Origin of the sequence: Streptomyces sp. NPDC005962 (genome assembly GCF_040629205.1) — a bacterium.
Classification (GTDB): Bacteria; Actinomycetota; Actinomycetes; order Streptomycetales; family Streptomycetaceae; genus Streptomyces.
In genome coordinates, this window is the sequence record NZ_JBEXVE010000002.1 from 629,548 (window position 1) to 649,254 (window position 19,707).

The 19,707-nt window shown below is 71.8% G+C and carries 19 protein-coding genes; 4 read left to right on the forward strand and 15 right to left on the reverse strand.

Translation table 11 applies throughout. The features are described 5' to 3' along the window. Positions 1-47 precede the first annotated feature (47 nt). Complete coding sequence (locus tag ABZ370_RS06285; RefSeq protein ID WP_358617162.1) at positions 48-815, reverse strand: IclR family transcriptional regulator; 768 nt, start codon at positions 813-815, stop codon at positions 48-50. A gap of 153 nt (positions 816-968) precedes the next feature. Here ABZ370_RS06285 and ABZ370_RS06290 point away from each other — a divergent pair, with 153 nt between their 5' ends. Beyond that, the gene (locus ABZ370_RS06290) at positions 969-1,403 is read left to right on the forward strand and encodes an ATP-binding protein (protein ID WP_358617164.1); all 435 of its coding nucleotides are present in this window, start codon (positions 969-971) and stop codon (positions 1,401-1,403) included. Between the two features lie 23 nt (positions 1,404-1,426). Here ABZ370_RS06290 and ABZ370_RS06295 read toward each other — a convergent pair whose 3' ends face one another. The 5 genes from ABZ370_RS06295 to ABZ370_RS06315 form a co-directional block, all read right to left on the reverse strand. Next, positions 1,427-2,572, reverse strand: a complete 1,146-nt coding sequence (locus tag ABZ370_RS06295; RefSeq protein WP_358617166.1) for a PP2C family protein-serine/threonine phosphatase — start codon at positions 2,570-2,572, stop codon at positions 1,427-1,429. 2 nt (positions 2,573-2,574) lie between these two features. Then, positions 2,575-2,787 carry a ferredoxin gene (locus ABZ370_RS06300; RefSeq protein ID WP_358617445.1) on the reverse strand — a complete coding sequence of 71 codons (213 nt, stop codon included), beginning with the start codon at positions 2,785-2,787 and terminating at the stop codon, positions 2,575-2,577. Between the two features lie 5 nt (positions 2,788-2,792). Beyond that, positions 2,793-4,013: a cytochrome P450 gene (locus ABZ370_RS06305; RefSeq protein ID WP_358617168.1), complete on the reverse strand. Its 1,221-nt coding sequence runs from the start codon at positions 4,011-4,013 to the stop codon at positions 2,793-2,795. Between the two features lie 57 nt (positions 4,014-4,070). Next, complete coding sequence (locus tag ABZ370_RS06310) at positions 4,071-5,204, reverse strand: PP2C family protein-serine/threonine phosphatase (protein WP_358617171.1); 1,134 nt, start codon at positions 5,202-5,204, stop codon at positions 4,071-4,073. Positions 5,205-5,311: 107 nt separating this feature from the next. Beyond that, positions 5,312-6,649 carry a gluconate:H+ symporter gene (locus ABZ370_RS06315; protein ID WP_358617173.1) on the reverse strand — a complete coding sequence of 446 codons (1,338 nt, stop codon included), beginning with the start codon at positions 6,647-6,649 and terminating at the stop codon, positions 5,312-5,314. Positions 6,650-6,837: 188 nt separating this feature from the next. Here ABZ370_RS06315 and ABZ370_RS06320 point away from each other — a divergent pair, with 188 nt between their 5' ends. Then, positions 6,838-7,965, forward strand: a complete 1,128-nt coding sequence (locus tag ABZ370_RS06320) for a DUF5954 family protein (protein ID WP_358617175.1) — start codon at positions 6,838-6,840, stop codon at positions 7,963-7,965. A gap of 58 nt (positions 7,966-8,023) precedes the next feature. On the opposite strand, the gene ABZ370_RS06325 is transcribed toward ABZ370_RS06320, so the two are convergent. The 5 genes from ABZ370_RS06325 to ABZ370_RS06345 form a co-directional block, all read right to left on the reverse strand. Further along, positions 8,024-8,398 (reverse strand): hypothetical protein, encoded by a 375-nt coding sequence (locus ABZ370_RS06325; protein ID WP_358617178.1) that lies wholly within the window; start codon positions 8,396-8,398, stop codon positions 8,024-8,026. A 77-nt stretch (positions 8,399-8,475) separates the two neighbouring features. Beyond that, on the reverse strand, positions 8,476-8,871 hold the full coding sequence (locus ABZ370_RS06330) for a roadblock/LC7 domain-containing protein (RefSeq protein ID WP_358617448.1): 396 nt from the start codon (positions 8,869-8,871) through the stop codon (positions 8,476-8,478). Positions 8,872-9,001: 130 nt separating this feature from the next. Beyond that, positions 9,002-9,769 carry a transcriptional regulator gene (locus ABZ370_RS06335; protein ID WP_358617181.1) on the reverse strand — a complete coding sequence of 256 codons (768 nt, stop codon included), beginning with the start codon at positions 9,767-9,769 and terminating at the stop codon, positions 9,002-9,004. Further along, complete coding sequence (locus tag ABZ370_RS06340) at positions 9,769-10,218, reverse strand: hypothetical protein (RefSeq protein WP_358617184.1); 450 nt, start codon at positions 10,216-10,218, stop codon at positions 9,769-9,771. The genes ABZ370_RS06335 and ABZ370_RS06340 overlap by 1 nt, the downstream gene beginning before the upstream one ends. 472 nt (positions 10,219-10,690) lie before the next feature. After that, complete coding sequence (locus tag ABZ370_RS06345; protein WP_358617187.1) at positions 10,691-11,770, reverse strand: Lrp/AsnC family transcriptional regulator; 1,080 nt, start codon at positions 11,768-11,770, stop codon at positions 10,691-10,693. A gap of 124 nt (positions 11,771-11,894) precedes the next feature. On the opposite strand from ABZ370_RS06345, the gene ABZ370_RS06350 reads away from it, so the two are divergent. Together ABZ370_RS06350 and ABZ370_RS06355 are read left to right on the forward strand one after the other, a co-directional pair. Continuing rightward, on the forward strand, positions 11,895-13,199 hold the full coding sequence (locus ABZ370_RS06350; protein WP_358617190.1) for an amidohydrolase family protein: 1,305 nt from the start codon (positions 11,895-11,897) through the stop codon (positions 13,197-13,199). After that, a complete protein-coding gene (locus ABZ370_RS06355; protein WP_358617193.1) occupies positions 13,199-14,770 on the forward strand; it encodes an AbgT family transporter in 1,572 nt (523 codons plus the stop codon). The genes ABZ370_RS06350 and ABZ370_RS06355 overlap by 1 nt, the downstream gene beginning before the upstream one ends. A 15-nt stretch (positions 14,771-14,785) precedes the next feature. Here ABZ370_RS06355 and ABZ370_RS06360 read toward each other — a convergent pair whose 3' ends face one another. The 4 genes from ABZ370_RS06360 to ABZ370_RS06375 all read right to left on the reverse strand — a co-directional run bounded on the left by ABZ370_RS06360 (position 14,786) and on the right by ABZ370_RS06375 (position 19,707). Beyond that, a complete protein-coding gene (locus ABZ370_RS06360; RefSeq protein WP_358617195.1) occupies positions 14,786-15,622 on the reverse strand; it encodes an undecaprenyl-diphosphate phosphatase in 837 nt (278 codons plus the stop codon). Between the two features lie 124 nt (positions 15,623-15,746). Beyond that, complete coding sequence (locus ABZ370_RS06365) at positions 15,747-16,799, reverse strand: AEC family transporter (protein ID WP_358617197.1); 1,053 nt, start codon at positions 16,797-16,799, stop codon at positions 15,747-15,749. A gap of 32 nt (positions 16,800-16,831) precedes the next feature. Next, positions 16,832-18,592: an NAD-dependent malic enzyme gene (locus ABZ370_RS06370; RefSeq protein ID WP_358617199.1), complete on the reverse strand. Its 1,761-nt coding sequence runs from the start codon at positions 18,590-18,592 to the stop codon at positions 16,832-16,834. A gap of 83 nt (positions 18,593-18,675) precedes the next feature. Further along, on the reverse strand, positions 18,676-19,707 hold the full coding sequence (locus ABZ370_RS06375; RefSeq protein ID WP_358617202.1) for a bile acid:sodium symporter family protein: 1,032 nt from the start codon (positions 19,705-19,707) through the stop codon (positions 18,676-18,678).

The window sequence follows — 19,707 nt, forward strand, 5'->3', positions numbered from 1 at the left end:
TGGGTACGAGGGCGGGTGCGAGGACGGATGCGTGCAGGGCATGGGGGTCACCAGCGGGCCGCGCCGAGGTCCCGGGAGATGGCCCGTGCGGCGTCCCGGGTCAGACCGACCAGGGACGGCTGGGGCCGCCCCTTGCCGTCGCAGACGCGTTCCACGGTGCCGGACACCCCGACGGCGCCCACGACCAGGCCGCCCTGGCCGCGTATCGGCACCGCGATGTCCGCCTCACCCATGACGGTTTCCTGGACCGCGGACGCCCATCCGGCCTCCCGGACCTCGCCCAGCGCCTGGTTCAGCGCCGAGGAGGAGACCAGCGTGTGCCGCGTATAGGCCTCCGGCTCCGCCTCCAGGACCGGTTCCACCGGCGTCGCCCCGAACGCCAGCAGGACCTTGCCCAGGGCGCTGGCGTGCAGCGGCAGCAGCGAGCCGACGTCCAGGGTCTGGAAGGTGTCGTCGGGCCGGAAGACATGGTGGACGATGAGCACCCTGCCCTCCAGCGGCACCCCGATGCGGACCGCCTCACCGCTGCGCGCGGCGAGGGCGTCGGCCCAGTTCAGGGAGCGGGACCGCAGCTCGTTGATGTCGAGATAGCTGGTCCCCAGGTGCAGCAGCGCCGCGCCGAGCTGGTACTTGCCGGTGGCCCGGTCCTGTTCGACGAAGTCCACGCTCTGCAGGGTGCGCAGAATGCCGTGCGCGGTGCCTTTCGCCAGACCCAGTGAGGCGGCCACCTCGCCCAGTCCGAGCCGACCTGAGCCCTGGGCGAGCAGCCGCAGGATCGCCGCTGCCCGCTCGATGGACTGCACCGGGCCGGCCATGACGTGATCGTAGCTCTTCGGGCATGCGTTCACCCCCGCACGGGAACGTTCGGTAATGCCGACCAGGATTCGTTGACCCCGCCGGTCGTCGCCCATAGCGTCCGTACCAGGACATGGGGAACACGACCGGCGGACCATCCGGAAGGAGGAGATATGACGGACCAGCTGACCATGGAGTGGACCGGCGGCGCATACGTCGATCATCACTTTCCGGTGCCGCATCTCCACGAGGCCGTCGCCACCGTGCGGCGGCGGGCGCACGCGCTGCTGGCCGACTGGGGGCTGGCCGCCGACACTCTGGAGGACGCGCTGCTGGTGGTCTCGGAGCTGATCACCAACGCCGTTCTGCACGCCCTGCCCCCGGCCGTTCTGCGGCTGCGCTGGAGCGAGACCCAGGAATGCGGCACCCTGCACATCGCGGTCACCGACGGCGGCCCGGCGCTCCGGGGCGCGGACCGCGCGGAGGACCCCGAACCCGATGAACACGGGCGCGGGCTCGGCATCGTCACCGCGCTCTCGGCCCGCCACGGCACCGCCCCGGGCCATGGGGGAATCGTCACCCGCTGGGCGGAGATGCCCGTCGGCTGACCGGTGCGCGGCGGCGGGCCCGTTCACTGGCGCTCGTGCGGGGAGATGGCGAGGACGGCGACGTCGTCGTGGAGCGCACGGGCGTGGGCGGGCAGATCCGTGTTGAGGAAGTCGATGACGTCGATGGGCCCCGGGGCCGGCCCCTCGCCGAACCGGTCGCGCAGCCGGTCCAGGAGGGGGTAGAAGGCCCCCGTCGCATCGCGGGCCTCGATCAGCCCGTCGGTGCACAGCAGCAGCACGTCGCCGCGGAGGAAGCGGTGGTGCACGGGTACCGGGCGCTCGTCGGCCAGTGAGCCCAGGCCCAGCGGCAGGGACGGCGGCCCGCTCAGCGTCATCACCTCGCCCCGGGAGATCAGGACGGGCTCGATATGCCCGTGGTTGATCACCGTCAGCCGGTGCGCGAGCGGGTCGTACTCGATCAGCGCGGCGGTGACGAACAGCTCGTCGTCCGGGATCTCCGCGGCCTCCCGCGCCATCCGGCTCTCCAGCCGGGCACAGACCTGTGCCAGATCCCCCGGTTCGTAGACGGCCTGGCGGAACCCGCCGAGCACATCGGCGACGGTACGGACCGCCTGCAGCCCCTTGCCCCGGACATCGCCGATGATGGCCCGTTCCCCGGTCCGGGTGGCGCGGATGTCGAAGAGATCACCGCCGATCATGGTCCCGGCCTCGGCGGGGCGGTAGAGCCCGGCCGTCAGTACATGGCCGACCTCGTGCGGCAGTGGCCGCAGCAGGGTGCGCATCAGGGCCTCGGTCACCGAGGTCGCTCGGACCAGCTGCTTCTCCTGGCGCTTGCGGTGCGCGGCCAGCGCGGTGCCGAGGGCGCCGACCAGGGCGGTGGAGAGGTACGAGGCGACATAGTGGCGGTCCCAGAGATAGCCGACGCTGCGGCCCGCGCAGCACGGCGTCCCGGCCAGCACCCCCTCGAAGACCACCGTGAACAGTGTGACCCCGGCGACCCCCGCCGGGCCGAGGGTGAAGGCGGCCACCACCGGCAGGGCGATGAGCAGGAAGCTCACCGGCCACTGGACGGGCGTCACGGGCTCGATCGCCAGGATCGCCGCCACGTAGAGCACCGGCAGCCACCGCAGCCAGACCGGGGGAGCGGGTACGCCCGCCAGCGTGTCCCGGGCCGGTGGCGTCACGCTCCTGAGCGCGTCGGAGCGCACGCTCAGTCCTCGTCCGGCCCGTCGCCCAGGACACGGATGACGCTGTTCGGGCAGAGCCGCGCGGCCAGCCGGGCCTTCCGGTGGAGTGCGGGCGGCGGGCGGTCGTCCAGGACGACGACCATGCCGTCGTCCTCGGACTGGTCGAACAGTTCCGGTGCGTTCAGGGTGCACTGACCGGCGCCCCGGCACCGGTCGCGGTCCACCTCGACGCGCATCACGCTCACCCCTCCCAGGTGACGGGGAGCCGGTGGACGCCGTAGACGAGCATGTCGTCGCGCAGCGGCACCTCCTCGCGCGGCACTGCCAGCCGCAGCGTGGGGAACCGCCGCAGCAGCGCCGGGTAGCCGGTCCGCATCTCCATCCGGGCCAGCTGCTGGCCCAGGCACTGGTGGATGCCGTGGCCGAACGCGATGTGCTCGGCGGCGTCGCGGGTGACGTCCAGGTGGTCGGGGTCCGGGAACCGGGCGGGGTCCCGGTTGGCGGCGGCGATCGAGGCGACCACGGTCTCCCCGGCCCGCACCCGTACCCCGGCCACCTCCACGTCCTCCCGCGCCACCCGGACCGTGCCGAACTGGACGATGGTCAGATAGCGCAGCAGCTCCTCGACCGCGGCATCGGCCCGCTCGGGCCGCTCGCGCACCAGCCGCGCCTGCTCGGGGTGGCACAGCAGGGCGAAGGTGCCCAGGGCCAGCATGTTCGCCGTCGTCTCATGGCCCGCGATGAGCAGCAGCAGCCCCACCCCGGTCAGCTCCGCGTCGGAGAACGCCCCCGCCGTCTCCTCGTCGTGGACCAGCCGTGACAGCAGCGCCCCGTCCGGCCGCCGCCGCTTGGCCGCCACCAGGTCCCGCATGTAGTCCCACACCGCGTCCCGGGCCGCGAAGATCTTCTCCTCGTCCTCGTCGATCCGGAACAGGGTGGCCGACCACGCCTGGAAGGCGGTCCGGTCGGCGTACGGCACCCCCAGCAGCTCGCAGATCACCAGGGACGGGATGGGCTGGGCGAACGCCCGCACCAGATCGGCGGGCGGGCCGGTGCGTTCCATCGCGTCCAGATGCTCCGTGACGATCCCCTCGACGCGCGGCAGCAGCTCCCGCATCCGCCGCACCGTGAACCACCGGGAGAGCAGACGCCGGTACCGGGTGTGCTCGGGCGGGTCCATGCCGATGAACGAGCCCAGCCGGCGCGGATCGTCCTCCCGGACCGGAAACGCCCGGACCGGCGACGAGGCGCGGACGCGGTCCGCGCTGAACCGGTCGTCCGCGAGCAGCTCGCGCACGTCCTCGTAGCCGGTGAGCAGCCAGCCCGCCGCGCCGTCCGGAAAGGCCAGCCGGGCGGCCTTCCGGCGCTCGCGCAGCGCCCCGTACGCACCGGGCGGGTCGAACGGGCAGCCGCGATGCCGGGGCAAGGAGACCGGGGGCGGCCCGGATGAGGTGACGGACACGAATGAGCTCCCTTCGACCAGAGCAGTACATTCGAGCGTAATCGGTATAAAGCGGCCCTACTCGGCGTAGCCCGCGGCGGGCGGCAGCGGGCAGCGGGCCGCGACCACGATGGCCGCGTCGTCGTTCACCCGCCCGCCCGCGTGCTGGAGCAGGCTGTCGCGGATGTGGCCCGCCAGGGACTCCGGGCTGTCGCCGCGCCAGGCCGCGACCCGGTCGGCCAGCGGAAAGAACGTGCCGTCCGCGTCGCGGGCCTCGATCACCCCGTCGGTGTACAGGACCAGGAGATCGTCGTCCTCGAAACCGAACGTCTCGACCCCGCAGTCGCCGCTCGGCGCCATGTCCAGCCCCAGCGGCAGCGCGGGCTCATCCGGCTCCAGCGTCCGTATCGCGCCCCGGTGCACCAGCAGGAGCGGCGGATGGCCGCAGTTCACCATTCCGGCGACCGCGCGGTCGTCGTACACGTCCACCACCAGGGCGGTGACGAACGACTCCGCGGCGTCGCCCTCGTCCACCGCGGTGTGCGTCCAGTTCCAGCGCACCGCGTTGCCCATGTGGGCCGCGATGCCCGGCAGCGTGAGATGGCGGTAGGCGGACCCGCGGAACGCTCCGATCAGCACCGCGGCATCCCCGATGGCGGCCAGCCCCTTGCCGCGCACATCGCCGATGAGCAGCCGGGTCGCGCTCTCGGTGCGGACCGCCGCGTACAGATCGCCGCCGATCTGGGCCTCCTCCTCGGCGGCCAGATAGACGGCGGCGATCCGCAGCTGCCCCACCCGGTCGGGGAGCGGCCGCAACAGCACCTCCTGCGCCGCCACGGCCACCGACCGCACCTGCGACAGCCGCCGCTCCCGCCGGTCGGTCACATACCGGAACGCGGTCACCATCGCCGAGATCACCACGAGGGCGCCGATCTGCGCCTGGTAGTTCGCGGACATCGACCCGTCGTGCAGATGCCCGATGGCCAGCTGCGCCACCACGGCCAGCACCCCGACCGCCCCGGTGGTCCGCGGCCCCGCGAACGAGGCGGTGATGGCGGGCGCGACGGCCAGAAAGGGGCCGAGGTGGACGGCCTGCGGGGTCTGGATGTCGATCAGCGTGATCGCCAGGATGATGGCGAGCGGAAAGACGAGCAGCGCAGGGCTCGACCGCGGTGGCCCGACGGGCGGGGCGGGGGCGTGCCGAAGACGCATACCTCCTGCTTACACCCGTTGTCCCCGCGACGCCCTGCCTCCGCCCGCCCCGTCGCGGACGCTCGTCCCACAGCCGTCCGTCACAGCCGTCCGTCACAGGCACGCCGTCACAAACCGAGGGCGTCCAGACTCGCCTCGACCGCCAGGACACCGCCGAGGCCGAGCACCGCGAGCACCGTGGTGTACGTGGTGCGCGCCTTGATGGCATCGATGACGGAGAGGTTGAAGTACTCCTTGAACATCCAGAAGCCCGGATCGTTGACGTGCGAGAAGGCGATGGAGCCGCAGGACACCGCGAGCACCATGAGTTCGGGGTGGACCCCGCTGCCGTCGAGCAGCGGCTGCACCACCCCGGCGGCCGTGACGACGGCGACCGTGGCCGAGCCGAGGGCCACCCGCAGGATGACCGCGATGAGCCATGCCAGGAAGATCGGGGACACCGGCCAGTCGTCCGTGAGGTCCTTGATGTAGTCGGATATCCCGCCCTCCACCAGGACGCCCTTGAAGGCGCCTCCCGCCCCGATGACCAGCAGGATCATCGCCATCGCCTGGGCCGCCGCGTTACAGGACTTGCTCACCTCCGCGAGCCCCCGCCCGATCCGCGGGCCGAACGCCCACAGGGCCAGCAGCAGGGTGAGCAGCAGGGCGATCGGCGCCGAGCCGAGGAAGGTGACGACGGGCCGGGCCGGGTCGGACTCGGGTACGGCCATGTCGTACACCGCCGCCCCGGCGATCAGGACGACGGGGAAGAGCGCCACCGACAGCGACCAGCCCATGCCGGGCATCTCTTCCTCGCTGAAGGTGCGCTCCGTGACCAGGCCCTGGGGGATCTCGGGGTTCATCCGCCGGATGAACGGCAGCCGCGGCCACACCAGGGCGATCAGCGCGCCGAACGGTACGGCGAAGAAGAGACCGTAGAAGAGGGTCAGCCCGACCGACGCGTCGAACGACGCGGCCACCGCGGTGGGTCCGGGGTGCGGCGGCAGGAAGCTGTGCATGGTCGACAGGGCGATGGACATCGGCAGCCCGACCCACAGCAGGTTCGACCGGGTGACGCGGACGATGGTGAATGCGATGGGCACGATGATGACGAACGCCACCTCGTAGAACATCGTCACGCCGATCAGCATCGCGGTCACCACCATGGCCACCTGCACCCGGCGCAGCCCGAAGGTGTCGACCAGCTTGCCCGCGATCCGCTGGGCCGCGCCGCAGTCGCCCATGACCCGGCCGACCATGGCGCCCAGCCCGATGACGATCATCGTGTCGCCGATCTGGTCCCCGATGCCGTCCGCGAGCACATCCGGGATCTTCTCCAGCGACACCCCCTGCACCAGGGCGACGCCGACCGCCACCAGCATCAGAGCGATGAAGCCGTTGAGCTTCAGCTTTGTCATGAGGAACAGCAGGCTCAGGACGCTGATCCCGACGATGACAAGAGGCATGCGACCCCCGACTCACGTATGTGTACATGATCTACGTATGGAGATGGAGGCTAGGTTGGCGCCGGACGACGGGTCAATAAGCTTGCGCCACCTTGTTGTTGAGGGCGCCGCAAGGGCTCGTCCCACGGTCGGATGGACTTTCAGCCGATCTGTCGCGCAAGTGACTTGTATGTGCTCATGCTGGCCCCATGACGGAAGAGGACGAGAACGTCCCCGCCTATCGGACGGTCCGGGTGGCCGCGCCGGAGGCGCCGGTGGCGGCGGTGGCGGATGTGGAGGCATGGCGGTCGCGGGAGGTGTATCCGGAAATCCTCTCGGCCGGCGGGCCGGTGTTCGGGGTGGCGCGGGAGCGTGAACTGGGCGGCTGGGAGCTGGTGTCGCCGTTCTCGGGGCTGGCGCCGCAGGACGCCCGGGAGGGCATGGGCTGCCAGTTCCGCAAGATGGCGCAGGAGGCCGAGGCCGCCGGTGACCGGATGGCCCGTGAGGAGTGCCGGGCGGCCGCGGAGCGGATGGACTGGGAGGTCATCGACGAGATGACCGTCCTCGGCAGCCGGTTCCGGGTGGTCCGGGCCGAGCGCTTCCTGCGCTCCGGCCCCCAGGGGCCCGAGCCGCCGCGGATCACCGACCTGGACCCGGCGTCGCCGGGGGAGGCGCATAGGACACCCGACCCCACCTCGGGGTTCGTCATCGACCCGGTGACCGCCACCGGGGTCTCCGACGGCATCCTGAAGCTCGAACTGCTGTCGATGCTGCCCCGGCGGGGCAGCGTCCCCCAGGAGGTGCGCGACGACTGTCTGCGGTCGTCGGACACCCACCCGGGCGGTGTGCTGCTGCCGCCGACGTTCATGACGGTCGAGAAGTCCGGCGGCGAATGGCGGTCCGACTGTACGGGGACGTCGACCACACCCCAGGGCGCCCGGGACACCCTGGCGCTGGAGATGCGCGTCCTCATCCCCTGGAAGCTCGGCCTCGAACCCGCCGAGCGCGCACCGTACATGGCCGCGGCCGACCGGCTGGACGCCCAGCGGGGCGATGAACTGGAGGTGCTCGACCGGCTGTTCAGGATCGTCCGCGTCGAGCGGCTGGTACGGATCGGCCCGGACGGCCCCGAGGGCCCCCGGCCCTCCGACTGGGACCCGCAGCCGCCGGTGAAACTGCACGACCAGCAGCTCCGCGAACAGGGCCTGCTCACCGACGACGAGTACGACGACGAGGACGAGGACGACGAGCTCGAACTCGACGCCCACACCCGGAAACTGGCCGAGCTGTTCAACGAGGAAGAAGCCCGCCGCAAGACCCGCCAGGACGGACGCTGAGCCCTCGGTGCGGGGCGGGACCGTCGCCCCGCACCGGACGGACGGGGGGCCGGGAGGGTCAGACCTCCAGGTCGGCCTCGATCCTGCGCAGCTGGTGGCGGGCCATGGCCAGGTTGGCCCGGTTCTTGTCCAGCGCCAGGTAGAGGAACAGGCCCTGGCTGTTGCGGCCCTTCAGCAGCCGGATCAGGTGGTACTGGCTGCCGAGGGTGATGAGTATGTCCTCGATACCGTCCTTGAGGCCGAGCTGCTCCATGGTGCGTACCTTGGCGCGGACCACATCGGTGTTGCCCGCGGCCGCCACCGTCAGGTCGAGTTCCTTGCCTCCGCCCAGGGTGCCCAGCGCCATGCCGCTGGAGTAGTCGACCAGCGCGACGCCGAGGGTGCCCTCGATGGACGTCATCGCCTCTTTGAGCGCGGTCTGGGTGTTCGCCATGATCTGGCAGTTCCTTTCGATGGGTGGTTCGGTGGGTGGTTCGGTGGGGGGTCTGTGAGGAGTGCCGACAGAGAAGATCAGCTCTGCTCGGCCTTGCCGAGCGCGTCGCCCACCAGCTCGGCGACGCGGGCGCCCGACCGGCGGGCTTCCATATGAAGGCGGCCCACATTGGTGCGCGCTCCGGCCAGCACGGTCAGCACGGCCGCCGGGCCCGCGGCATACGTGGCGACGTAGCCCTCCTCGCCGCGGACCAGCAGTTCACGGAAGGCGCCCCGGCCGGTGGCGTCGGCCAGGGACTGGGTGACGCCGAGGGCCGCGGCGGTCAGCGCGGCGACGCCCTCGGGTTCGATGGCGGCCGTGTCGTGGGCCAGTACGAGACCATCGCTGGTGGCGACCAGTGCGCCGGTCACATGGATGACGCGGGCCCGCAATCGGCGCAACTCGTCCAGGACTTCGGGTTCGGCGGCCAACAGCTCTCTCCTTTCCGCACGCTGTCGCGGATCGGCCCGCAGCCGCGGGTCGGTGCGCTGTCGCGGGTCCGTGCGCTGCCGCAGGGCGCGTCTCACGAGGGGACACCCGGGGCGGCTGGGGCGGTCGGGGGAATCACAGGTGTGCCTCCAAGGCGTCACGGAGCCGACGCAGCATGGGGGCGTCGGGTTCGGCGAAGTCGACCGCCGCCGGGCCGAGTCGCGGGGGCGACGGTACACGGGAGCCGGATCGGGGCGTCTCGATGTATCCGGCGGCTGCCAGCCGCCGTACGTCGAGCAGGGTGTGGAAGGCGGGACGGCCCAGCGTCCGGGCGATCCCGGCAGGGGTGCGGACCCCGTCGGCGAGCCCCAGCACCGCGCGCTGACGGCGGGTGACCGGCGGCAGGTGACCGTCCGGGCGGCGCAGCACCACGGGCTCGGTGTCCACCCCCGGGTACGGCCACACACCGTCGAGCAGCTTGCCGCGCCGCCGTATCTCCCGCTCGACGGCGACGGCGCCCACCGGGCGCACCGGGCCGAGCCAGTGCGTCGCGCCCCGTTGGAAGCCGCGCGGCCCGCTGCCCGGGCCGAGCGCGAACCAGGCGGCGTCGAACAGCGCGCCCAGATGGCAGATCTCCAGCTCCGCGTCGGTCAGCCGCCCGCTGTCCACGAGGAACCGGCCGACCCGCCCGGCGGCGGCCGTGTGGTCGACCGCCTCCCGCCAGCTGTCGGGCGTCAGCCGCCCGCCGGTGGTGAGCAGCACGTCCAGGCCCGGGGCCTTCGGGCTCTCCGCGTGCACGACCTGGCCGTCCGCGAGATAGACGGTGCCCGCGTCGCACAGCAGGGCGCCGCTGGCCCGCTCGGCGGCCAGCTCGGTGAGCCGGGGCGTCTGGCCGGGTCTCATCAGAGGGCCAGCCGCTGCGACAGGTCGCGCAGCCGCATCCGGGCGAGCGCCAGGTTCCCCTCGCGGCGGTCGAGCCACAGGTAGAAGAAGACACCGCTGTCGAAGGCGGTGTCGACGAAGCGCAGCAGGTGGTAGCAGGTGGGGGTGGTGACGATGACGTCTTCCACGGGCGCCTCCCCGGGCGCCCCGCCCTCGCCGTCGTCCGCACGGCCACTCTCGCCCGCACCGGCGCCGTGGCCCGTGCCGTGCGGTTCGAGCGCCGCGAACGCGGACTGCTCGGCGGCCATGCGGGCCAATTCGGCCGTCTCCGCCGCGGTGGCCTCGGGGTCGCCGTGGCGCGTCTCGCCGACCATGCCGAGCGCGAGCCCACTGGTCCACTCGATCACGGCGGCGCCGCGCGCGCCGTTCACCGTCATGGCGTCGAGCAGGCATTCGTCGATTCCGGGCATGCGGTCTCCCCTCCTGCGTTGCCCGTGGCGCACCCGGGGGCTACGCCAGTGACGGAGAGGTTACGCACGGTTCAGCGGATGGGGGTGAAATCTGTCGTTGGGCCGCGACCGCGGATGCCGTGTAGTAGGGTCCGCGGCCCTTTCGGGGCACCTCGGCTCCACGGCCCTCGGCCGTAGCGCGGCGGGGGAGCGCCCGGGGCGTGGGTCACCGCCCGGCACACCACCCCGGACCAGGCTGTTCGCGCCAGGCCGCAGCTGTTCCGTACGCAGGGGTCGCGGGCCTGTGCGGTCACCGTGCCCGCCCGTGCCGAGGCCACGCCGGATCATCGCCGCGCCGGGCCGGACGTAGCGGGAACAGGCTCTTCTGGGTTACCGCGAGGGAGACGCGTCGTACGAATGTCCTACGCAGGCATATGACAGATGGATAGGCGCCAGGCGCTTCCCGCTCGCTGAGCTGACCGAATCCCGACGCTCAGTTCTCGTCGCGCGCCACGTGGTGCGTTCCCTGCAACTGGCGCAGCGGGACGACGCCCACACAGCGTCCGTCCCGGTCCAGCAGCCGCCCCATGTGCTTCACCGTGCGCAGCACCACCGAGCGGTCGTCGATGGCCAGATGGGGCACCTGCCGCGCCACATGCGCCTCGAAACCGTGCACATCGCCCATCGCGCGCAGCCACACATCGATCACTACGTTGTGCGGACCCGCCGTGATCGAGCACGACCGCACCTCCCGCATCCCGGCCAGCACCCGGGTGGTCTCCCGCAGATGCCGGGCCGATACGGACGCGAAGTACACCGCCGACAGCGGCCAGCCGGACAGCGGCCGGGCCAGATCGCAGCGCAGGCTCACCCACGAGGCCAGCAGCACCCCCAGCCGTCGCCGCACGGTGGTGAGGCCTGCGTCGCAGCCCGCCGCCAGGTCCCGGATGGACATCCGGCCGTCGGTGCTCAGCAACTCCAGCAGCCGCGCGTCCAGCGTGTCCCGGCCCGGGGCGCCGCGGGCCGCCTCGGGCGCGGAGCAGGCCGCCGCCTCCAGCCGGGCGCACTGCACCGCGTCCAGGCTGCGCAGCCGCCACCGGCTGCCCTCGGTCGGTACGGCCGTCGCCACATGGGTACGGGTCGCCCGCACCCCCGGCCGCCCCCGGAACAGCACCGTGCTGAGGTGCGCCAGCTCACCGAGGTCAGCGGCCTGCACGGCGGCCACCAGGTCCCGGCTGCCCGCCGTGAGCTTGACGTTCGCCACCGCCGGGTCGGCTGCTAGGGCCTCGGCCACCTCCTCGCCGACCCCCGGCTCGGTGTCTATCTCCACCACGGCGGTCACCACGATGCGCGCGTCGGACAGCCGCGGATAGGCGGTCACCCAGGCCAGCCCCGCCTCTTCCAGCCGGTGCCAGCGCCGCGCGGCCGTCACCGGGTTCACGCCGAGGACATCGCCGACCAGTGTCCATGGCGCCCTGGGGTGGATCTGCAGGGCGTTCACCACTCCCCGGTCCAGCTCGTCCAGCTCGTTCGGCGGGTTCGGCGGGTTCCCGGCGGAAAACTGCGTGTCCATGGGCGGCTGATTCCTGCGCGACGTGGCCGATTCTCGATGGAATGCTGCACCGTAGCACGCGTCGAATACACCGGCCCAACACTGCTCCTACCTGTTTCCGCATGCGAGGAGTGAACCCGATCCCATGAAGGATCAGCTGGCCCCCGAAACCGCCCGGACCGCGCTGCGCATCGAGAACGCGACCCTCATCGACGGCACCGGGGCGTCCCCCGTGACCGACGCCGTCGTGATCAGCGATGCCGAGGGCACCCTCATCTACGCCGGACCCGCCGCGACCGCACCCCCCGCGCCTCCCGCGTCCGGCGGCGAAACGGACCGGCCCCGGGTCATCGACGCCGGAGGCCGCACCGTCCTCCCCGGCTTCTTCGACTGCCACACCCACCTCGCCTACGCCCACGCCTCCCCGCCCGGCCGCCGCGGCGAACTCGACCCGGTGCTGGTCACGTTCGACACCGCCACGCGTATGCGGCAGACCCTGGACGCGGGCATCACCAGCGCCCGCGACCTGGGCGGGCTCTCCGCGGGCTACCGCACCGCGGTGGAGACCGGACGGATCACCGGCCCCCGGCTGCACACCGCCGTACGCATCATCAGCCACACCGGCGGCCACGCGGATGTGCGCCTGCCCGACGGCACCGACCTCAGCGGCGGCGCGATGTCCGAGATCGCCGACACCGTGGACGAATCCCGCCTCGCCGTCCGCAAGGTGCTGCGCGCGGGCGCCGACCTGGTCAAGATCTGCGCCACCGGCGGCATGGGCAGCCCCTACGACCAGCCGGAGGACGAAGGGCTGCTGGAGGAGGAGATCCGGGCCGTCGTCGACGAGTGCCGGCGCCACGGCGGCAAGCCGGTCGCCGCCCACGCCCAGGGCACCGAGGGCATCCTCAACGCCCTGCGCGGCGGCGTCACCAGCATCGAGCACGGCTACGGACTGAACGACCAGGCCCTGGAGATGGCGGGGGAGCGCGGCGCCTTCGTCGTACCGACCCTGTCCACCGTGTACGCGGGCATCAACAAGGACACCATGGCGCCCTTCCACTACCAGAAGAAGGTCCGCTGGTCCGGCATCACCACGGAGAACATCGCCCGCGCCATCGAGCAGGGCGCCCGCATCGCGCTCGGCACCGACGCCGCCGTCTGCCCGCACGGGCAGAACCTGATGGAGCTGAGCTACCTGGTGGACCTGGGCATGGACCCCATGGCCGCCATCGTCGCCGGTACCCGCACCGCCGCCGAACTCCTCGGCGTGGACGACCGGCTCGGCACCCTGACCGCCGGGCGCACCGCCGACCTGATCCTGTGCGACGGCGACCCCCTCACCGACATCGGCGTCCTCGGTGACCCCGCGAACATCGTGTGTGTCGTCCAGGACGGCACGGTCAAGAAGGACCTCCTGCTCCCAGCAGCGAGGAAAGGAGAGCGGCCCTGATGGCATCGCTGACGAAAACCCCCGCCCAGAACGGCAAGTCCCCGGATAACGGCAGGCCCCGCGGGCTCGACCGGGTGCTCTCCCTCATCGAGCGGGCGGGGAACGCCCTGCCCAACCCCGTCGTCCTGTTCGCCGGGCTCTTCGCGCTGCTGGCCGTCGTCTCCACCACGCTCGCCGCCGTGGGCGTCTCGGTGAAGGTCCCCGGCACCGACGACACCAAGAACATCGAGGGACTGCTCACCGGCGCCGGGCTGCGCTGGCTGCTGGAGAACCTGATCCCCAACTTCGCCACGTTCCCGCCCATCGGCGCCGTCGTGGTTCTGATCATGGTGGTCGGGCTCGCGGAGAAGACCGGCCTGCTGGAGACGGTGATGCGGGCCACCCTGGCCCGCATACCGCGCGCGGCCCTCCCGTACGCGGTGGCGCTCATCGCCAGCCAGGCGCACATGATGAGCGACGTCGGGGCCATCGTGCTCCCGCCGCTGGCCGCCCTGGTCTTCCGGAGCGCCGGACGCCATCCCGTGGCGGGTCTCATCGGCGGCTTCGCCTGCGTCACCGCGGGCTACGCGGCCGGGTTCACCATCGGCTCCCTCGACGCCCTGTACGTCGGGATCACCCAGCAGGCCGCCGCGGTGCTGCCCGCCGCCGAGGGGCTCCACATCCACCTGCTCATCAACTACTTCTTCACCGCCTCCAGCAGCATCGTGCTCGCGCTGCTCGGCGGATTCCTCATCAGCCGCGTCCTGGAACCACGCCTGCCCGCGTACGTGCCCGCCGACGGTGAGCCCGAGGCGGAGGAGCTGGCCCTCACCCCGGTGCAGCGCAAGGGCCTGCTGATCACCGCGCTCGTGGTGGGCGTCTATCTGGCGGCGGTCCTCGCCCTGTGGCTGCCGCCCGGGGCCCCGTTGCGCGGCGAGGGCGGGGCTTTCGTGCCCTCGCCCGTGCTCAACGGCATCGTCCCGGTGCTCTTCTTCGCGTTCCTGCTGGCCGGGGTCACCTACGGCTTCACGGTTCGGAAGCTCACCGGTGCGGAGGACGTGGTCACCGCCATGACCGACTCGGTGAAGAACATGTCCGGCTACATCGTCATGATGTTCTTCGCCGCCCAGGTCATCGCGCTGTTCACCTGGTCCAATGTGGGGGTGCTGCTGGCGGTGAAGGCCGCCGCGCTGTTCAAGGCCCTGGGGGTGACGGGCTTCTGGGCGATCATCGCGTTCGTCCTGCTGGCCTCGCTCCTCAACCTCTTCATCCTCTCCGGGTCCGCCCTGTGGTCCCTGGTGGCCCCCGTCTTCCTGCCGGCGTTCATGCTGATGGGCATGAGCCCGGCGCTCAGCCAGGCCGCGTTCCGCATCGGCGACTCCGCCACCGGGGTCATCACGCCGATGAACCCGTACCTCTTCCTCATCCTCGCGATGGTCCGCCAGTACGAGCCGGACGCCCGGCTCGGCACCCTCATCTCCCGGCTCGCCATCTTCGTCGTGCCGTTCATGGCGGTGTGGCTGGCCATCCTGGGGATCTTCTACGGATTCGACCTGCCGCTGGGCCCCGGCGCGTCCATCGGCCTGAAGTGACCCGGTCGCACGCGCTCACGCGCTGAGCGTGTGCGTACCCAGCAGTCCGAACAGCAGGACGCCCACGGCGACCCGGTAGATCACGAAGGCGTTGAACGAGTGCTTGGCGATGAACCTCAGCAGCCAGGCGATCGAGGCATACGCCACGGCGAACGACACCACCGTGCCCACCGCCAGCGGCGCCGCGGCGACCCCGCCGCCGACCGCGTCCTTCAGCTCGTACAGCCCGGCGCCGGTGAGGGCGGGGATGCCGAGGAAGAACGACAGACGGGTGGCGGCCAGCCGGTCCAGATCCAGGATCAGCCCGGTGGACATCGTCGCGCCGGAGCGGGAGAAGCCGGGAAAGAGCAGGGCGAGGATCTGCGAGCTGCCCACCAGCATGGCGTCCTTGAGGGAGGTGTCGTCCTCACCGCGCTTGTGGCGGCCCACCTGGTCGGCCACCCACATCAGCCCGCTGCCCACGATCAGCGAGCCGGCCACCACCCACAGGGACGCCAGCGGCCCCTCGATCAGCGGCTTGGCGGCGAGGCCGACGGCCACCACAGGGAGGGTGGCGTAGATGACCCACCAGGCGAATTTGTAGTCGTGCCGCTCGCGCAGCTCCCGGTTGACGATGCCCCGGCCCCAGGCGCTCGCGAAGCGGACGATGTCCTTGAAGAAGTAGAGCAGCACCGCGGCGATCGCGCCGACCTGGATGACCGCGGTGAAGGCGACGACGGCCTTGTCGTCCACCGGGATGTGCATCAGCCCCTCGGTGATCTTGAGGTGGCCGGTGGAGGAGACCGGCAGGAACTCGGTCACCCCCTCGACGACGCCGAGGACCACGGCCTGGCCGATGCTGATCGCGCTCAATGGAGCCATCCCTGGGCTGGAGACATGTCCCTCTTTGTAACACGGCCGCCCGCCGTGCCCACGGCGCGGCCGGTACGCGCTCAGGTTGCGTACAGGCCGCGCCAGGGACCGGGGCTCGTCCCGGCTAGCCGGTGAGGTTGATGATCAGCGGCAGTGAGGCGAACGCCAGCACGATGCTGATGATCACGGAGGAGGCGATGCGGTGTTCCTCGCTCTTGACGTGCTGTGACGCGAGCATCATCGGCACCGGGGAGACGGGGAACGCCAGGATCAACGCCGTCTGCGCGGCGACCTCGTGGCTGGTCAGCAGCAGGCCGACGCCGTAGGTGCTCAGCGGCAGCACGACCACGCTGGTCAGCGCGATCGCGATGGCCCCCGGGCTGAACTGGGGCATGCCGACGCGGGCGAGGGTGACGCCCACCGACAGCAGCGCCACGCCCGAGGAGGCCTGGCCCACCAGCGACAACGAGTTCTCGATCATCTCGGGCGGATGCACCCCGACCAGCGCGATGATCAGCCCGAGCAGCGGGGCCCAGGCGAACGGCTTGCGCAGCGGCTGCAGGACCTTCACCCAGGTGGGGACGGGCTTGGCCGCCGGTGCCGCGGCCCCGGTGCCGCCGTCCCGCTCCTCCTCGGCCGTGGCCGGGCCGCCCCCCGCGGACACCAGGACGCGGGAGGGCGCGGCCGCCGACGCGGTGGCTTCCGCCGCGTGCGGGCGGCCGAGGTTGAGCAGGATCAGCACGAGGGGGTCGAGGATGACGTTGACCAGGATGCCCGCGATGGCGATCGGGATCGCGGCCTTGGCCTCGCCGAACAGGTTGCCCAGGATCGTGACGCCCATGAAGGCGTACTGCGGCTGGACGGAGGCGAGCGCCAGGATCGACGCCCGCTGGAGCGACAGCCGCCCGAAGACGCGCAAGCCCAGCAGGATCAGTCCGAACAGCCCGAGCAGCCCGAGGGCCAGCATCCCCACCAGGGGGCCCTGGCTCAGCAGGATGTGGCGCGGGGTGTTCGCGATGCCCAGGAAGAGGGACGCCGGGAGGGCGAACTCCATCGTGAGCACCCGGAGGGCGTCGGCGCGCTCTCCGTTGAACGACGTGCCGCGCCCGGCCCCGTAACCGAGGGCGATGACGAGGAAGACGGGCACGACGATGGTGAAGATGTGCGAAAAAGACATGGTTGTGTCCCCAATTCAGCCAGTGCGGACCGTCAGACCGGCTGGATCGGGCGGTAGACCGGGCTCCACATGGCCTCGTGGACCGTGCGCTCGATCTGGTCGTCGGCGATGGGCGTACGCGCCACCCCGTCGTGTGCGGCGGCGCGGGCGACGGCCGCGGCGACCGCGGCGGAGGTCTCGCGCAGCTGGTCGACCAGCGGGAGGATCGGGGCTCCGGGGGTGCCGGGGTCGATCATCCCGGCGATCCGCTCGGCGGCCGCGAGCAGCATGCCGTCGGTGATCCGGGTGGCGTGCGCCACGATCGCGCCGAGACCGAGACCGGGGAAGACCAGGGCGTTGTTGGCCTGCCCGATGACGTGGGTGACGCCCTCGTGGGGCACCGGCGCGAAGGGGCTTCCGGTGGCGATCAGGGCCCGTCCGCCGGTCCACCGGACCAGGTCCTCGGGCTTGGCCTCGGCCAGCGGGGTCGGGTTGGACATCGGGAGGATGACGGGCCGCTCGGTGTGGGCGGCCATCTCCCGCACGATCTCCTCGGTGAAGGCGCCGCCCTGGCCCGAGGTGCCGATGAGGATGGTCGGCCGCGCGCGGCGCACCACCTCGGCGAGCGCGATGCCGCCGACCTGCTCGTCCCGGTCCCAGCCGGCGACGTCGGCCGCCCGCCGGGCGTACCGCCGCCGGTGGTGGTCCAGGCCCTCGGCGTCATCGGTGATCAGGCCGTACCGGTCGACGCACCAGAACCGGTCGGAGGCCTCCCGCGGGTCGAGCCCGTCGGCGATCAGGGCGTCGCGCAGCTGGTCGGCGATGCCGAGACCGGCCGAGCCCGCGCCGAAGATCACGATGCGGTGGTCGCGCAGCGGCGTACCGGTGACCCGGGCGCCGGACAGGACGGCGGCCAGGTTGACGGCGCCGGTGCCCTGGATGTCGTCGTTGAAGGTGAGCGCCTTGTCGCCGTAACCGTCGATGATGCGCCGGGCGTTGCCGGACCCGAAGTCCTCCCAGTGCAGCAGCGCGTCGGGGAAGACGCGGCCGACGGCGGCGATGTACTCGGCGATGAACGCGTCGTACTTCTCGCGGTCCACGCGCGGATGACGGTTGCCCAGGTACAGCGGGTCGTCGAGGAGTTCCTGGCGGTTGGTGCCCGCGTCCAGGACGACCGGGAGCGCACGGGCGGGGTCGATTCCGGCGGCGGCGGTGTACACGGCGAGCTTGCCGATACAGATGTCCATGCCGCCCACGCCCCAGTCGCCGATGCCGAGGATGGCCTCGCCGTCGGTGGCGACGAGCAGGTCCACGTCCTCGGCCCGCAGGCCGCTGGCGCGCAGCGAGCGCTCGATGTCCTGCGGGGCGTCCACGGAGAGGTAGACGCCGCGGGAGCGGCGGTACTCGTGGCTGTAGCGCTGGATCGCGGTGCCGACGGTGGGGGTGTACACGATCGGCAGCATCTCGCTCAGATGCTCGCCGAGCAGGTGGTAGAACAGCACCTCGTTGCGGTCCTGGAGGGACCGCAGGTACACGTTCTTGTCCAGGTCGGTGGCCTTGGCCCGGTACTGGGCGTAGGCGCGGGTGGCCTGCTGCTCCAGGGGGATGACCTGGGCCGGGATCAGGCCGGTCAGTCCGAGGGCGTCGCGCTCGGACTCGGTGAACGCGGTGCCCCTGTTGAGCCGTGGGTCGCTGAGGATGGCGCGCCCCCGCGAGGTGGTTTCCCAGGTGTGGCCGGTGGGGTTCCACCGGGTCGCCGCGCCTGCGGAAGAGGCCGGTTCAGACGCCTCCGCTTCGGTGAGATCGCTCTTCATGGGTACTGCTTCCTCACTGGTTGTGCTTCGCGGTGGGTGACACCGCTAAAAATCACGGTACCAAGAGGTTGAAACACGGACCTTCAGGGGGTGGTGGTATGTGCGCTGGTCAGGGGCGTTGACCCGGTGGGACGGCGGGCCCACCGGGCCGCGATAAGTGCACACACCATCAATTGGAGCTGGTGGAAGAGCATGAGCGGCAGGATCACCGGACCCGCCGAGTCGCCGAACAGCACCGCGGCCATGGGCAGCCCGGTGGCGAGACTCTTGTTGGAGCCGCAGAAGACGATGGCGACCCGGTCCTCCCGGCTGAACCCCAGGCGCCGCGCGGCGCAGGACGTGGTGACGAGGGCCACCGCCAGCAGCGTCCCGGCCACGCTCAGCAGACCCAGCAGCCGCACCGGAGTGATCTGCTGCCAGATGCCCTCCGTCATCCCCCGGCTGAACGCCGTGTAGACGACGAGCAGGATCGAACCGCGGTCCAGCAGGCCGAGCGCCCGCCGGTGCCGGGCGGTGAACCCCCCGATCCAGCGGCGCAGACACTGCCCGGCGACGAAGGGCAGCAGCAGCTGTGTGGCGATCCTCACCAGGCCGTCGGCCGAGAACCCGGCGGTGGAGCCGATCAGCCAGGCCGCCAGCAGCGGGGTGAGGACCATCCCGGCCAGGCTGGAGTACGTACCGGCGCAGATGGCGGCCGGGACGTTCCCCCGGGCGGTGGAGGTGAGGGCGATGGAGGACTGGACGGTCGAGGGGACGACGCAGAGGAAGAGCACGCCGGTGTGGAGCCGGTCGGTGAGCAGAAAGGGGGCCAGGCCGCCCGCGGCCAGCCCCAGCAGCGGGAACAGGACGAAGGTGCTCGACCCCACCACGAGATGGAGCTTCCACTGCCGCAGGCCGTGCACCGCCTCCCGGGTGGACAGCCGGGCGCCGTACAGGAAGAAGAGCAGCCCGATGGCGAGGTCCGCGGCGCCCTCGACTGCCCCGGCCGCCTGTCCGGAGGCGGGCAGCAGCGCCGCGAGCGCGACCGTGCCGAGGAGGGCGGCGACATACGGGTCGACCGCCCTCCTCAACCGGCCCGGCCATGACCGGAGCCATGGCCAGGACAGTGACTTCAC

What these genes read in the sequence shown, in the direction of transcription:
- ABZ370_RS06285 (WP_358617162.1), bottom strand. Translation starts at nt 815, where the DNA reads ATGGCCGGCCCGGTGCAGTCCATCGAGCGGGCAGCGGCGATCCTGCGG.
- ABZ370_RS06290 (WP_358617164.1), top strand. Translation starts at nt 969, where the DNA reads ATGACGGACCAGCTGACCATGGAGTGGACCGGCGGCGCATACGTCGAT.
- ABZ370_RS06300 (WP_358617445.1), bottom strand. Translation starts at nt 2,787, where the DNA reads ATGCGCGTCGAGGTGGACCGCGACCGGTGCCGGGGCGCCGGTCAGTGC.
- ABZ370_RS06310 (WP_358617171.1), bottom strand. Translation starts at nt 5,204, where the DNA reads ATGCGTCTTCGGCACGCCCCCGCCCCGCCCGTCGGGCCACCGCGGTCG.
- ABZ370_RS06315 (WP_358617173.1), bottom strand. Translation starts at nt 6,649, where the DNA reads ATGCCTCTTGTCATCGTCGGGATCAGCGTCCTGAGCCTGCTGTTCCTC.
- ABZ370_RS06320 (WP_358617175.1), top strand. Translation starts at nt 6,838, where the DNA reads ATGACGGAAGAGGACGAGAACGTCCCCGCCTATCGGACGGTCCGGGTG.
- ABZ370_RS06325 (WP_358617178.1), bottom strand. Translation starts at nt 8,398, where the DNA reads ATGGCGAACACCCAGACCGCGCTCAAAGAGGCGATGACGTCCATCGAG.
- ABZ370_RS06335 (WP_358617181.1), bottom strand. Translation starts at nt 9,769, where the DNA reads ATGAGACCCGGCCAGACGCCCCGGCTCACCGAGCTGGCCGCCGAGCGG.
- ABZ370_RS06340 (WP_358617184.1), bottom strand. Translation starts at nt 10,218, where the DNA reads ATGCCCGGAATCGACGAATGCCTGCTCGACGCCATGACGGTGAACGGC.
- ABZ370_RS06345 (WP_358617187.1), bottom strand. Translation starts at nt 11,770, where the DNA reads ATGGACACGCAGTTTTCCGCCGGGAACCCGCCGAACCCGCCGAACGAG.
- ABZ370_RS06350 (WP_358617190.1), top strand. Translation starts at nt 11,895, where the DNA reads ATGAAGGATCAGCTGGCCCCCGAAACCGCCCGGACCGCGCTGCGCATC.
- ABZ370_RS06355 (WP_358617193.1), top strand. Translation starts at nt 13,199, where the DNA reads ATGGCATCGCTGACGAAAACCCCCGCCCAGAACGGCAAGTCCCCGGAT.
- ABZ370_RS06365 (WP_358617197.1), bottom strand. Translation starts at nt 16,799, where the DNA reads ATGTCTTTTTCGCACATCTTCACCATCGTCGTGCCCGTCTTCCTCGTC.
- ABZ370_RS06370 (WP_358617199.1), bottom strand. Translation starts at nt 18,592, where the DNA reads ATGAAGAGCGATCTCACCGAAGCGGAGGCGTCTGAACCGGCCTCTTCC.